Origin of the sequence: Citrobacter sp. L55, from assembly GCF_002850715.1 — a bacterium.
GTDB lineage: Bacteria > Pseudomonadota > Gammaproteobacteria > Enterobacterales > Enterobacteriaceae > Citrobacter > Citrobacter braakii.
In genome coordinates, this window is the sequence record NZ_KZ559401.1 from 244,714 (window position 1) to 258,576 (window position 13,863).

The 13,863-nt window shown below is 51.3% G+C and carries 11 protein-coding genes; 2 read left to right on the plus strand and 9 right to left on the minus strand.

What is annotated here, in order from left to right; all coding sequences use genetic code 11:
* The first annotated feature begins 209 nt into the window (after positions 1-209).
* Entirely contained in the window at positions 210-1,139 is a 930-nt protein-coding gene (locus B9P82_RS08580; RefSeq protein WP_016154301.1) for a LysR substrate-binding domain-containing protein, read from the plus strand.
* A gap of 42 nt (positions 1,140-1,181) precedes the next feature.
* Here B9P82_RS08580 and B9P82_RS08585 read toward each other — a convergent pair whose 3' ends face one another.
* The 6 genes from B9P82_RS08585 to pgaA all read right to left on the minus strand — a co-directional run bounded on the left by B9P82_RS08585 (position 1,182) and on the right by pgaA (position 8,106).
* A complete protein-coding gene (locus B9P82_RS08585; protein ID WP_016157396.1) occupies positions 1,182-1,454 on the minus strand; it encodes a GNAT family N-acetyltransferase in 273 nt (90 codons plus the stop codon).
* Between the two features lie 11 nt (positions 1,455-1,465).
* Positions 1,466-1,696 (minus strand): 4Fe-4S mono-cluster protein YjdI, encoded by a 231-nt coding sequence (yjdI, locus tag B9P82_RS08590; RefSeq protein ID WP_016154303.1) that lies wholly within the window; start codon positions 1,694-1,696, stop codon positions 1,466-1,468.
* Positions 1,697-1,778: 82 nt separating this feature from the next.
* Entirely contained in the window at positions 1,779-2,285 is a 507-nt protein-coding gene (gene pgaD / locus B9P82_RS08595) for a poly-beta-1,6-N-acetyl-D-glucosamine biosynthesis protein PgaD (protein WP_016154304.1), read from the minus strand.
* Positions 2,282-3,616 (minus strand): poly-beta-1,6-N-acetyl-D-glucosamine synthase, encoded by a 1,335-nt coding sequence (pgaC, locus tag B9P82_RS08600; protein WP_016154305.1) that lies wholly within the window; start codon positions 3,614-3,616, stop codon positions 2,282-2,284. The genes pgaD and pgaC overlap by 4 nt, the downstream gene beginning before the upstream one ends.
* Positions 3,613-5,634, minus strand: coding sequence for a poly-beta-1,6-N-acetyl-D-glucosamine N-deacetylase PgaB (gene pgaB, locus B9P82_RS08605; RefSeq protein WP_101700194.1), 2,022 nt, complete (start codon positions 5,632-5,634; stop codon positions 3,613-3,615). Before pgaB ends, pgaC begins: the two co-directional genes overlap by 4 nt.
* A gap of 9 nt (positions 5,635-5,643) precedes the next feature.
* On the minus strand, positions 5,644-8,106 hold the full coding sequence (pgaA, locus tag B9P82_RS08610; protein WP_016154307.1) for a poly-beta-1,6 N-acetyl-D-glucosamine export porin PgaA: 2,463 nt from the start codon (positions 8,104-8,106) through the stop codon (positions 5,644-5,646).
* A gap of 962 nt (positions 8,107-9,068) precedes the next feature.
* Between pgaA and B9P82_RS08615 the strand changes: the two genes are divergently transcribed.
* A complete protein-coding gene (locus tag B9P82_RS08615; RefSeq protein ID WP_101700195.1) occupies positions 9,069-9,605 on the plus strand; it encodes a GNAT family N-acetyltransferase in 537 nt (178 codons plus the stop codon).
* Positions 9,606-9,833: 228 nt separating this feature from the next.
* Here B9P82_RS08615 and vexE read toward each other — a convergent pair whose 3' ends face one another.
* Genes vexE through vexC form a run of 3 tightly spaced genes read right to left on the minus strand, consistent with a single transcriptional unit; the run spans position 9,834 to position 13,858 of the window.
* Complete coding sequence (vexE, locus tag B9P82_RS08620; protein ID WP_101700196.1) at positions 9,834-11,816, minus strand: Vi polysaccharide transport protein VexE; 1,983 nt, start codon at positions 11,814-11,816, stop codon at positions 9,834-9,836.
* A 19-nt stretch (positions 11,817-11,835) separates the two neighbouring features.
* Positions 11,836-13,140, minus strand: a complete 1,305-nt coding sequence (gene vexD / locus B9P82_RS08625; RefSeq protein ID WP_016154310.1) for a Vi polysaccharide ABC transporter inner membrane protein VexD — start codon at positions 13,138-13,140, stop codon at positions 11,836-11,838.
* Between the two features lie 22 nt (positions 13,141-13,162).
* Positions 13,163-13,858, minus strand: coding sequence for a Vi polysaccharide ABC transporter ATP-binding protein VexC (gene vexC / locus B9P82_RS08630; protein WP_016157403.1), 696 nt, complete (start codon positions 13,856-13,858; stop codon positions 13,163-13,165).
* Positions 13,859-13,863 lie beyond the last annotated feature (5 nt).

Genomic DNA, 13,863 nt, shown 5'->3' on the forward strand with positions numbered 1-13,863 from the left:
TTTAGCCATTAATCAGTTGTCAGGAAAATCAGGCGTGATGCTACACGGATAGCGGCCTGCAATTAATATACAGAAGTGTGATTGCCTTCAAATCAATTGTAAAACTAGTGTTAAATTCTGTTCAAAACTGATTGCTCTGCATAAGGATTACAAATACATTCAACAATCATCGCGTCGCGGATGTGCGTTTGTCGCCGGAGGGGAGGAAGATGAATTCAATTTTTACCGAGGAAAACCTGCTGGCATTTACGATGGCAGCCCGCTACAGCAGCTTCAGCAAGGCGGCTGAGGAACTTGGCTTAACCACATCAGCAATTAGTTACACCATTAAGCGCATGGAGCTGGGGCTCGACGTGGTGCTGTTTACCCGCAGTACCCGCAGCATTGAGCTGACCGAGTCCGGACGCTATCTGTTTCGCAAGGCGACCGACCTGCTCAACGATTTCCACGCCATCAAGCGCAGTATTGATACCATTGCTCAGGGCATTGAAGCCCGGGTACGCATCTGTATTAATCAACTGTTGTATACCCCTCAACATACGGCACGACTGCTGCAGGTACTCAAGAAACAGTTTCCAACCTGCCAGATAACCGTCACCACCGAGGTGTATAACGGCGTCTGGGATTCGATCATTAACAACCTCGCCAACATCGCTATCGGCGCGCCGGATACGTTACTGGACGGCGGGGGGATTGATTACACCGAGATCGGCGCGATCCGTTGGTCGTTTGCGATTGCCCCGGATCATCCGCTGGCTTTTATGCCTGAACCGATTTCTGAGAGCCAGCTGCGCCTGTACCCGAACATCATGGTGGAAGACACCGCCCACACCATCAACAAGAAGGTCGGCTGGCTGTTACACGGACAGGAGTCGATTCTGGTTCCTGATTTTAATACCAAATGCCAGTGCCAGATCCTGGGTGAGGGCATCGGTTTTCTGCCGGACTATATGGTGCGCGAGGCGATGGAAAAGTCGTTGCTGGTCACGCGGCAGATCCACAACCCGCGTCAGGATTCACGGATGCTGCTGGCGACCCAGCATTCGGCCACCGGTCGTGTAACCCAGTGGATTAAAAAAGAGTTTGGCCCACAAGGGGTGTTGACGGGAATTTATCAGGATTTGCTGCATCGGGAGTGATGCGCCGGACGGCGGTCATGCCTTCCGGCGCACGTAAGATTATCAGGCGCGAATATCGTCGTACTCGCGGGTTTTATCAAACTCATGTTTGGCAAACGGGCACAGCGGAATAACTTTGCGGTTTTCGGCGCGCATTTTCTCCACCACCTTCGCCACCAGCAGTTTACCGACCCCCTGGCCTTTCAGACTGGGGTCGACATCGGTATGTTCAATGATGCTCAGATGCTCACCCGTCGGCACGAAGACAATCTCGGCAACCTGATTGCCTTCGGCATCGTTAACATAAAATTTGTTGTGGCCTGCAAGAATTTCCATGGTCCCCTCACTCATTTCTGGCGATATTTCAGCGCACCGCTCGGACAGGTATCAATCACTTTAATGACCGTCGCGACATCCACTTCATCCGGAATGATCCACGGTTTACGCTTCAGGTTAAAAAGCGCTGCGCTTCCCCGCACGCAGTTGCCCGAATGTTGACATATCGCCGTATTGAAGTAGACGTCAATCTTCTCACCGGTATAGGCCCGGTAACCGGCATCCAGTAGTTCCTTATCCACGACATTGCCTCGCATTTTTTTATTGTCTGGGTCTAATCATAGACCTGTGCGAGGCTGAAGGAAGCAGCTGAAAGTAGAAATATCACTCAGGCCTTTTCTGCAACAACGGCTGCGGCTCTGGCGGCAAATACTCCAGCATCGCGGGCGTCGGCGGCGGTAGACGGTTATCGGCGATGTCCCTGTCCACATCGATATGACTGATTTCACCACTTTCATGATGGTGAACCGTCAGCACCCGCGCTTTGTTCAGCTCTGTCACCAGTTCCCGGGTAATACGTAAACTTTCCGCCAGCTCATGATCTTCCAGTCCGGGCCTGCGACTGCGACGTTCCACCCGAAAACGAAACTGGTTGTACTTCGCCCACCCAATCAGCACCAGTCCGTTGACCAGCGCGACAAGGATGTAAAACGTGACCGTATCCAGCGTGGTGAAAAAGGGTCGCACGCCTATATAAGGTGAGTGCGCCAGAGCGGTGATCAGCCCTTTATAGATCAAATATAAAAAGCCAACCCAGGCAAAAAGCGTTAACAACACGTCAATGATGCGCGGCAGCAAACGCTGCTCCGTAAAGATCAGCGGCTGGCTCATGATTCGATCCTCCCAATTCCACGATCGGGACTCACCCAACGCGCCCTGCCGCGTTTGCGTTTGAGCATTACTTTCGGGAAAGCGACCAGCGTGGTGAACAGGCTTAGCATCCAGTACACCACCGGGAACCAGATAATCCAGAACAACGACGCGCCAATGCCTTTTTCATAGCGCCGCTCAATCATCAGACTCACCGCAAACTGCAGCAAGCACACCACGCCGAGGATTAGCCCAGTAAAGGCCGGCGGGAACAGATGTTGTACATACAGCGAGTCCGGCATCGGGATCATCAGCCCTAACAGGAACAGCACGATACTGATCGCATAGGCAAACGCCCAGGTGGTAGAAAAACAGAACTCAAAAAACAGCGGCCACATACGGCGATATTCCCATGACCACAGGCGGCGCATGTTCACGATAAACACCTCCGCACCGCCTTGCGCCCAGCGCAGTCGTTGTTTCCATAACCCTCTTAACGTTTCAGGCATCAGGATCCAGCACAGTGCGCGCGGCTCAAAGAATATCGACCAGTGGCGCAATTGCAGCTTCCAACTGATATCGATGTCTTCGGTGATCATGTCCGGGCTCCAGTAACCGACCTCGGCCAGCGCGCGACGACGAAACGCAGCAACCACGCCGGAAACGGTAAAGATCTGCCCATAAACTCGCTGAGTGCGCTTAATCAAGCCGATAATGGAAGAAAACTCCCCGACCTGCACCCGACCGATTAAGGTGGAGCGGGTTCGAATACGTGGGTTCCCGGTCACCGCACCGACGCGCGGGAACTGGATCAGCGGCGCCACAATATAGGCAACGGCATCACGGTCCAGTAACGCATCGCCATCAATACACACCAGGTAATCACTGCGCGCCGCTGCTGCCCCGGTCTTGAGCGCCAGCGCTTTGCCCTGGTTTTCAGCCAGATGAATCACCCGCAGACTGGGGTATTCCACCGCCAGTTGTTCCAGCACGTCGTGGGTGTCATCCGTTGAACCATCGTTGATGGCAATCACTTCAATATTTTTATATCGCTGCGCCAGCGCGGCCTCAATGGTTTCGCGCGCATTGATCCCTTCGTTAAAACAGGGGATCAGAATGGAAACCAGCGGATTCCCCTCCAGCGTCGGTGGCGGTGTGTCATCTCCCCATTTCCAGTGACGCTCACGGTAGAACCAGAAATAGACCCCGCCGCTTATCCACAAAGCAGACATAAACAAGGGCCAGAAGAAGACGAAGTTCAACATCACTTCACCTGTAAAGATGACCGCCACGCCAAACGGCAGGCTGAACATCAGGCAAAGTATCAGGAAAGCAATTATGCGATCGGTCATTTTTGCGGGTACCAGTATGAGGAGAACGTCGAGCGAATCTCTGACATCTCAGGTTTGTCGCTGATGAAATCATCCGGGTAATAGCCGTAGTTACCTGCACCGCTTAATTTCAGCTGGCGCATCCATTCGGCTATTTGTTTTCCGCTGATTTCAGCCTCGTCCCCGGATTTACGCCAGTCTCGTGCCTGTAGTTCAAACACGGTTTTGTCCAGCGCGCCGGGCGTTTGTGCAACGGCATTCACTAATCTGTCGAGCCAGGCGTTGGCATCATTAGCCGGGATCTGCTCCATGAAAGGCATCGCCATTGGTGCCGTCCAGTCATAAGTATTGAGGAAATCATTCAGGTTCTGCGCAAACCAGGCTTCACTCTCCGGCTCCAGTACCGGCATCGCGTAAATATTGCGCGCCGTTTGCACCTGCGGACCGCGAATATTACGCACCGCCTGAGTCAGTTGTTTGGTGAAGTCGATCAGCATCTTACTTTTCAGTCGCGTCCAGCGCTCGAACGCCTGTGGATTGCTACGGATTTGCTCAATGCTTCCGGGAAGCCCTGCGGCGCGGTAGGCAGCCAATGCCTCCGGTGACGCGTCTTCAAAGTCCGTCAGGAAAGCATCGTCATGGAACAAAATCCCTTTGAAGCTGGCGTGTTTGGCCAGGTCTTCATAGATTTCAGTGATGCGCTGACGCGCTTCGCTGCTCCAGGGGGACAGACGGACATAGTTCTCGCGGTTGATCGCTGTACGTCCCGTTTTCGGATCCCAGGCGGTTACGCGTGGGATGGAAGCGTCGAGATCGAAAGCCAGAACCGGCATCCAGGCATACACCGTCACCCCTGCCCGCGTTTGTAACTGCCAGGAGATATAGTTAAAGAGGTCGGCACGCATCGGCAGCCAGCGGTTAGGGAAATAGAGCTCGCGAATATTTCCGTCACCCTGCGGATCGGCGTAGGCCTGCAGGAAGACATGAGAAATACGCATGTCATAAACGCGCTGGATAAGTTTGTCGATGTTTCGCTTCTGCTGAGCAGGGTCCTTGTCATACACGTAATCCAGATCGACATGCATCACGCGCATCGTCTGCGGTTCACGTACCTGAGCGACCTGGCTGGCAAAGCGCTTAAGAGAGGGGTTATCAGAGATTAGCACGCGCGGGATGTCATCAAGAAACGCGGCATTCGCCAACCCTTCGTTGAGCGTGAAGGCCATCTTATAGCCATGCTCTTTAGCCAGGTTTAACGTTGTGCCATTGGCCGCACCGTAAGGCCAGACCCACGCGCGCGGTGATTTCCCGGTCACCGATTTGATCTTGTTGGTGATGAGAGAGATATCCGCGTTTATACGGCGCGTGTACTGTTCATCCGTTTCGTAAGTGCCGGTTTTCTTATCATACAGGCGGTTCGCCACCGCCGGTTCTTTACTTCCCTGCGGGTTGGCTTGTGCACCGAAATGCGAATTCCAGGTGTGCGCACCGACTTCCACCAACGGTGATTTGCCCATCTCTTCGACCATTTTCCAGGTGGCGAATTTATCTCGCGCCGTCATTAAGCCGCCAAAATCGACTTTTTTGTTGGCGGGAGCATCAACCCAACTCCCCACCGGCGCCCAAAGCGCAGGCCAGTTGTAGGCTTTCAGCAGCGGCCAGACGCGGGTATAAAAACTGCTATATCCGTCATCAAAGGTGAGTAAGACCGCTTTTTCTGGCAACACGATTTTACCGTCATGGGCGTCCAGGATTTGCTGCACGCTGATCGGGTTATAGCCATTATCACGCAGCCAGGCCATTTGGTCGCTCAACGCGCTGGTCCGCACAGAAAGATAGCGCTGGTCGGCGGCACCATCCTCGACATCGTGGTAGCCGAGCACCAGGAAGCTATTTTTCGGCCACGGATGATCCGCCGTCAGCGGCGTTCTCTCTGCGGGAGGAACGTAGCGAGGCGTTGTATTGTGCGCGCTACTGCACGCGGTAATCATCAACCAGCCAGCGATTAATGCGCTAAGCCACAGGCATCTTTTCAGCATGAACAATCCTTAAAACCTGACATTTAAATCGAAAGCGAGGGAGATATTCCGCTCACGTTTACCGTCGTAGGGGCGTTTATCCCAAATCAGCATCACCCCGCCATCTACGACGTTGTTCCATTTGAGCCGTTGTCCGTATCCCACCTGAACGATGGCACCAGCGTCCTGGCCTTGCTGCCAATAGCCACCTACGCCAGCCAGACCTTGCTGCGTCCACACGGTGTCATAATGGCGGTAAAGAACCTGCTCCGCGCTCAGACCCGGTACCACGGAAAAATCACTCTTCGGGTTGTAATACGGCACATTCTCTTTGGTGTTGGTGCTCCCGCCGATGCCCGGGGTAAAGTCCAGGGTGAAGCGCGGCGTCGTCCACATACGCTCTTTTCCGCTGAGTCCGTATTCGATGCGATCGTTACCATCTGAGAAATGTGATGCGGCAAACGACAGTTGATATTCACGTCGTTCGTTTTGATACCAGCGAACAAACATATCGCCGCCGTTGGCATACACGCCGCTACGCAGCGCGCGCAGTGGCGTATTACGCGACAAGCGCTCGGCCGAACCGCCTACGCGCCAGTTGTCATTGAAGTCATGCCAGCCGGAAAGACGACCGCCAATTTTCTGACCATCGCCATAATTTCGGCCAGAGACTTCCATTTCTGCCCAGTAGTCGCGGGAAGTCCATTCCGCCCCCGCAGCCAGATCGCGGCTGATGCCTTTACCTTCCTCAAATTCGCCGGTAGCAAAGTTGAATCCAGTAAACAAGCGCCAGTTGTCGTTAATTGGCGGACTGTAAATGGCAGTATTGATGTTGAAGTCATTCTTACCACTGACCGGGCTATCGGACGAGATCCCTTGTGTGCCGCTAATGCGCACTTCCGACATTTTGTGGACATCACGAATACGCGCGAGGCGCAGCGTCGCTTCATCATCCGGGCTACGGGCGATGACGTCATCCGTCAGTTCATCGGCCTGCCTCCATTCCTGGAGATCCAACGCAACATAAGCCTGCTGACGCTCCAGTTCCAGGTTACTTGGCTCAATCACTTCCGCCAGCTTCAGCTCTTTCTCCGCCGCATGCGGCAAGCCACGTGCTTCAAGAACGGAGGCATAAGATATGCGCAGCCCCTGGTTACCTGAACCTGTTCGCGCCAGATGCTCTGCGAGCTTTTCAGCCTCAGGTAGTTCATTGGCAGCAATATAATATTGCGTCAGCATCGACTGTCCGAGCAGCCAGTTATCGTTAGGCTGCGGCGTTGGCGAACCATAGATGCGTCGCAGGTACGGACTCTCTTTGATTAGGTTTTCGGCCTGTTTTTTAGCGGCATCAAAGTTTTCATTATCGATATGCGCGTAGAACAGATCCTGTTGATCCTCAGGACCAAGCGGCGTAACGGGAATCGGTCCATTCGGGTAGTAGATGCTCATCAGCATCGCTTCGGTTTTTTCTGGCTGGCGTTCGCTTAACCATGCCGATGCTACCCAGCGTTTTGCGTAGTTTGGCACTTCGCCGCTCGCAGAAAGCGATTCGTATTCCTTAATCACTTCAGACGTTCGCTTACGAACCAGCAAAGCGCCCATGCGGTCAATTCTCGCCCGACGGACATCATTCTGCGCGGATGGCTCATCCTTCCAGGCAGCCAGCAACTGGTCATAACGAGCCAGCGCTTTATCCGCCACGATAAACCGCTCTTCTTCATTACGTGCGGACGTATAGGAGGAACGTACCATTTCGGCGGCCGCATCAAGCTCAAGGCGGCGCTTCACAGGATCTGCCGTAGGCACTACCTCCGCCATATTTAAGGCGGGCCCGGAAACACGGTTTGCTGACAGAGCAGACAGCAGCGTGGATTTTGCATTTTTGTTGCCAGGATCAACGTCATCCGCCTGGCTGGCAACCAACAGCGCGTCCCAGTTTTTCCCCTGAGAATGATATACGTAGGCAAGTAGCGCATCGGAGTCAGCCCCCGGATGTGCCTGTGCCCATTTATTCGCTTCAGTAAGGGCTTGCTGATTGTAGCGAGCATCTGCCAACGTCATTATCCAGCCGGTGCGTACGTCAACGTTGTCAGGCTCTTCCTGTAAAACGCTTTCCCATACCGCCAATGAATCATTCCAGTTTTTCTGGTTACGGTACGCACGTGCAGCGGCGACTTTGCCGCGTGCAGGCACATCCATCTGCCCACGATAGCGCTGCCAGATTTCAATAGTGGCTTTATCGTTGTTATCAACCCAACTGGAAACTTGCAGCCAGTCGGCAACCTGATTTGGCGTTAGCGCGCTTTGCTTTCCCTGATCCTCTAGATAACGCAATAACGGTGCACTATTACCACCCCGCGCTTCAATAACCAAAGCGTCATAATCTGATGTCGCTGCAGAGATTTGCATAGGGAAAAGAACGCTTGCCGTAAATAAACAGCTTAAAGACTTAAAACGTTTAATGAAGTTGGCATGTCGACGCATACTTAACATATCAGCCCTTATAACTTACATCAGAGTAAAAATAAGCGTTTTCAATATATTACAGTCGGTTACTAACGATACCCGACCATGTAAGATGTACTGCCGCTTATTTTGCAATAGGGTTATGAAGCAATTAACTCTTTCGTCTTATTGACTACCCGCGCCTCGCCCTCTAATCGTGGGAAAGCAGGCGTAAACTCGAAAATTTTATCACTCAGCGTAGTTCGTGGCTATGCGATACGAAAACTCTTAGACAAAAAAGTATTTTAGACTAAATAATCCTAATACTCTTGGGATTGAATTCTGGATTTAGATTAAGTTTGCATGACGAAACCTTGTGACGATGATAACTATTGCTGGTTGGCATAGCTACACCGCGCAACTGTTTGCATGGTAACTATTGTGTGCGGATAGAGAAAGTTCTGATAATAATGCCCCTGATAACAACAAAGATAACAATGTAAATAATATAACCTAATTTTAAGTTTCGAACAGGGTCGATAAAATGAAATTAAAGGTACAGTCATAAGCAGAACTAAGTACAGTAAAAAAAACAGTAAAAACTCAATAGAATCAAACAACTTCCTGAGCCTATCATTGCAATCTACCAAAATTGGTATTTTGGTATCCGCCATAATACGTGCGCGAAGAATTGTGCATTGCTCAACTCGCTAATGTATTTACCAACCTTGCGTATTATTGACAGTATCAACCCCACTCACTTTACCCTTACAATTTGAAAGCTTATTTACATTGAAAATAATTTATATACCCTAAATAATTCGAGTGACATGAAGCTGGCAAGTGAGTAAATCCCCAGGAGCATCGCGAACTATGTGACTGAGGCGAGCTAGCGTAGCCAAGGTACATGCAGCTTAAAGAATGACGGGTATAGACGCATAATTTTTTGCACTTACCTTCCCTCCAGCCTTTGAGGTAATTTGGACAAAGATGCCAATGGGAGCTGGTCAATGAAAATCGTTAACGCTGAAAAAAAACACATCCCCGCCATACGCGATATCTACGCCCATCATGTTATTCACGGTACCGGCAGCTTTGAAACTGACCCGCCGGATACCCGCGAGATGCAGGGTCGTCTGGAAAAAATCCGCAGTCTGGGACTGCCATGGGTTGTCGCATTGCAAGAAGATAAGGTCATCGGGTATTGCTATCTCACCCGTTACCGCGAGCGTTATGCCTATCGCTATACCCTCGAAGATTCGATTTATATTGACCCGACGGCACAGCGTCAGGGGGTGGGAAAAGCGTTGCTACGCCATGTAATTGAGTGGGCTGAAACGCAGGGTTATCGGCAGTTGATCGCTATCGTCGGCGACAGCAATAATCAGGGATCGCTGAAAGTCCATCAGCAGGCCGGATTTACGAAAATAGGTACGCTGACGAACATTGGATTCAAGCATGGGCTCTGGCTTGATACGGTATTAATGCAACGCAGCCTGGGCACAGGTAACAGTACGCTACCAGCGGATTTCGATGCCGCTATTTAACATCGCTAAGGGATGACTTCAGGATACTGTCTTCTGGTAACCCTCAGACAAACAGAACCACAATCAGGTATAACGTAGCTATTATATAATTCTCCGTTTTTCAGCTCGTTAGAACGAAAAAAGCACCCGAACGTTAATGAACGGATGCTTTCTAAATCGAATAACTCAGTTTTACTTAGCGGGCGGCCCCGCCTGGTGCGCCAAAGGCATCACGGGGCAAACGTCTTTTCAGCCCGAAGATGTTTCATCCCTGCGCGTGATATTTCGCCAAATCCCCCCCGACAGTCTCAGATTTTCAGGCCCGCTATTCAGGATTTGGGTTACACATTTCAGGTAATTGTCTTTCCAGCGCTCAATAAAAGAAGACTGGCTTTCGAACCTCTGCGGATCGACCATTTTCTCCAAAACAAAATGGATGCACCCGTCTCGCCACACCGGAACACCAAATACGGTGGGTAAGTGCATTTTCCAGGCAAGTCGAGAGCAAAAGGTGGAGTAGGTAATCTGCTGGCCGAAAAAGTCGATAGTCGGCGCGCTCAAATTCAGCGCGCCGTCGATCGCCACAACAAGCGACTGCCCACTATGCAAGGTCTGTATGCAGGCTCTGACCACGTCCGCTTCGCTTTTGTCACTAACCGAAATCAACCGCTCACCGTAGCCCCCTTTGAGCACGCCAGGCGTGGAAGCCACCCATTTACTGTTCATTTCCAGCAAGGAGAGGATCATCGGCCCGGCATACATTGCGCCCATATGAGCCGATACAACAATGCAACCACGCTTATCGAGCTGCAGCCGTTGGAAAAACTGCTCGACATGCGATATATCGGCCAACCGATACATCGGTTCGTCGGCCTGCTCTCCACGGCATTCAAGCCAGTCGAGGAGATAATTATCGGCAAGATACCCCCACTTCGCCCGGCGTTCCCATTCATCGCGCTCGATACCGGACTGTCTGCCGGCAACTTCCCATGCCCAGTCAAGGCGCTCAGGCGGTAGATTAACGGCAGATATTTGCCCATCAAGCGCCAGCAGCCCCTCTTCGAATGACTGAGGCAGATGGCTTGCTCTGGCCTGAATATAGTGCTCAAAGACGCTTTCCGCTTCGCTTGTTTTCCCCGCCTGTAACAACGCCGCCGCGGCATAACGGTTCCATTTACTGGTCGCCCCTTTTTCCCTTGCCAGTTGTACAAACTCATCGCTGGCAGCAGCGTATTGCCCAACCTGGCGCAGTGCTCGGGCATACATGGCTCTGACATAAGGAAGATCAGGATGAGTCGCGAGCGACTGCTGCAGTAACGGAATGGCTTTCTCATTCTGACCCGTTCTGATTAAGGCATCGGCATACAGGGTCACGATCCGTAAATTATCAGGGTTAAAATCCAGGGCATGACGCCAATGCTCAGCGGCTTGAAGCTTCGCTTCCCGGCTGCGGTCGGATTGATAGTAGGCAAGCCCCAGGCTACGACGCAGCGCCGCACCATCCAACCCACGGGCTAATGCAGACTCCCCAGTCTGAATGGCTTCCTGATATTTACCGACAGCGCACAGCGTATCAACCGCCAGCCCCGCCGACTCCTGGCTTTCTAACACGAAGAAAGGGAGCAATGCGCGGGCCAGGTCATGATCTTCTGGTAGGCGGCTTTTATTTAAGAAACGGAGGCAGGTCTCAATCATATCTCCCCGCGGGGGAGCTTCCTGCGCCTGTGTTCTGGCCAACGAAATTGCCTGTAACTCTTTATCCACCAGCGTCAGGCTGCGCAGATGGAGGGCAAAAATTTTGCTATTGCCCGAAAAAGCTAGCCATGCCCGCTCGGCTAAGTCAGCAACAGTCGCATATTGTTTACTCTTAAGCAGCACGCTTGCGACCAGCAGGACATCCTCCGGCTGGCACACATTCACCGCCAGCAGTTTGTTAACCACCTGTAGTACAGCGTCCCGATGATGTGATGCCAGCGGCGAAATAACCCAGCGTCGCAATAAATCACGGCTATTCTTTGCCGTCAGCACACGGTCTGACAACAAAGTCAGCGCGGCATCTGTTTCATCTTTACGCAAACACGCGATAGCGAAGAGAAGAATGTTTTGCTCATTTCCAGCACTATCTCGTACTTTTTCGGGATGCTGACCGAAATAGTGACATAGCCCCTCCCAATCCTCTTGTTTGAGCAGGGTGGTTGGCGATATTTTTTTACATGTAGAGTGCAAGTTCATCGTATTTCCTTACTCCGCCTTATTCACGCATCCGCCTGATGGTTATCAGGAGAGAAGTCACCAGGTACGCGATGCCCAGCAACACGAAGAACAGTAACCACTTTGTTCCATCGGCATAGCGAGTGGTGTCAGACACCACCATCGGTTGAGAAATGATCAGCAAATACCGTCTCTCACGTAGCGCTTGAAGCTTCCCTTGCTGTAAGGTCTGCAAGGCAGATTCCCAGCGTGTTTTGGCGATCTCACTCTGCAGGCGAAGATCTTCAAACAGGGACAGACTTTCTGAAGAACCTTGCGACCCTAACTTATTTGACAGGCGGTTACGTTGTTCGCCGATCTGCTTTTCCAGGACCTTGATTTTGGCCGACAGGCGAGGAATAAGGGGGTTCTGATCCAAACCATTAGCCATTAATTGCGCGTATTCCGCTTTCGCCTCCGCCAACTGCGTTTCAAAGCCAGCAATTAATTGATAAATCGCGGTCACGGTTTCCTGCGGTTCAATATCTTTCTGTATATGCTGTATTTTTAGCAATTCAAGCCGAGCGGCCCCCAGATTTTCCTGGGCCGATTTAACATCGTTTTCCAGCCATAAAATCCGTTCCTGCTGCATCCGCGCTGAAACGGTATTAACGTGCTGTTCAGCAAAAGCCAGAATGCGCTGGGCAAAAAACTCAGCCTGTTTCGCACTCCGCGCCTTGACGTTTAAACGCAGCATGCCCTGTTGAATATCGACAGCAACCGAGACTTTCGATAAATAGTAACGATAAGGATCATCATTAATACCCAGCGGCGCGTGGTAGCGGGAAAATAATGCGATATCGTCTTGCGCGAAATAAGATAAAAAACCGAGCTCTTTTTCCATCCGCTCCATCATTTCTTTCGAAAGTATAAACTCGCGAACCTGAAAGCCTTCCGACATCTCATTGCCTGCACCAAAGAAAGCTGTTCCAGAAAAATTATCCTGGCTGGCATCAGTTTGCACAATAAAGGTGGCATCCGCGCTATAAAAACGCGAAGTTAATAGCCACGACATAAGCATAATAACCAGCAGCGGCAAAGCAATATAAAGAAAGAGCCGACGTAGCGATTGTTTGGCTTGCTGAACACGTCGCTCTTTAATAACCAATGACGCTCTACGGACGGAATCAGCATCCGTCGCGGACCACCCGGCGTCTGGGCGATGATGACTTTTCGCATCGGCCGTTTTTTCCGTCTGGCGAAGGGAGCGTTCATTCTCTTTTTGTTGTAGTCGCGAGGCTCGGCTTTCTTCTGCTACCTTCGCCCTTTCCTCTTTCCATTTTTTAATACGTTCTGAATTTTCCACACTCTATCCGTATATTTTCTAATTATATATCAAAGGAATAATCATCAGTTTGAATCGTCGCCTGATTTGACTGATATTGTTCAAAAAGCGCAGATGCCTGTGCTAAATCTTCACACATCGTAATTTTTCCATGCAGCAGTACGCCAAACGCATGACAGTGTTCTTTAATAAGCCGAGGGTTGCGCGTTAGCACAATCAACCCTTTCTGTTGCAGCTCATAAGCTAGCGCCGCCTGCATACGCAACTGTGTAGCATTATCCCCGGTGTACAGCTTGTCATCGGCAATATAAAGGCGGCAGGGAAGCAGTAAATTAATGGCAAATGCCAGATGCGCTTTCATCGTGACAGAATATTCACTCACCCTGTCGGTATAGCGCTGTTCAAGCTGGGTCAATTGATAGCAGAAATGTGAAAATTCATCGCCATCCAGGCCATAAAGACTGGCCATCATGCGCGCATTCTCTTCGCCGGTTAACCCCGGCAGAACAAAAGCATTTGCCCCCAGTGGGAGCGCATCACCCCGTAGCCCAATAAAATCCCCTTCATCAGGAGCATCTATACCGCACAGCAATCGGGTTAGCGTCGTTTTGCCTGAACCAGGGGCCGCCAGAATACCGATATGCTCATGGTAATCCATGACAAAATCTGTTTTATCAAGGACCACCCGCGGGCCCTTATCAGACTCAAAATAGCGTGTACAACCTAATAAACCGAACACGAACG